The organism is Pelomonas sp. KK5 (assembly GCF_001984095.1).
In the GTDB taxonomy this organism is placed as follows: domain Bacteria; phylum Pseudomonadota; class Gammaproteobacteria; order Burkholderiales; family Burkholderiaceae_C; genus KK5.
The window spans coordinates 1-370 of sequence record NZ_LYVQ01000586.1 but is presented as its reverse complement, the minus strand read 5'-3'; the positions used below and the strand labels follow the sequence as shown (position 1 = coordinate 370).

The window sequence follows — 370 nt, the reverse complement described above, 5'->3', positions numbered from 1 at the left end:
CTGGGTGCTGGTGAGCGCGCGGCTCTGCGTGCTGTCCAGCGCGTGGACCTGGGAGGCGGTCAGCAGCGAGACGGCGCCGGTGCCCAGCAGCGCGAGCTGGCTGCTCGTCAGCGCGGCGACCTGGGCGGTGCCCAGCGCGGCGATCTGGCTGTCGCCCAGCGCGTGGAACTGGTCGCTGGAGAGCGCATGGACCGCCGCTGCCGACAGCGCGGCCACCTGGCTGCTGCTCATCGAGGCCAGTTCCTGCGTCGTCAGCCCCAGCGCCTGGCTGCTGCCCAGGGCGGCGATCTGGTCGCTGGTCAGGCTGGCGAGCGGCACCTGGGTCAGCAGCGCGATGGCCGAGCTGGACAGCGTGGCGAAGACGGCCGTG

The 370-nt window shown here is 73.5% G+C and carries 1 pseudogene; it reads right to left on the bottom strand.

Annotated elements, in window-relative coordinates:
• Positions 1-370 (bottom strand): annotated as a pseudogene (locus tag B0W88_RS34260) (heme utilization protein); the annotation flags it as partial.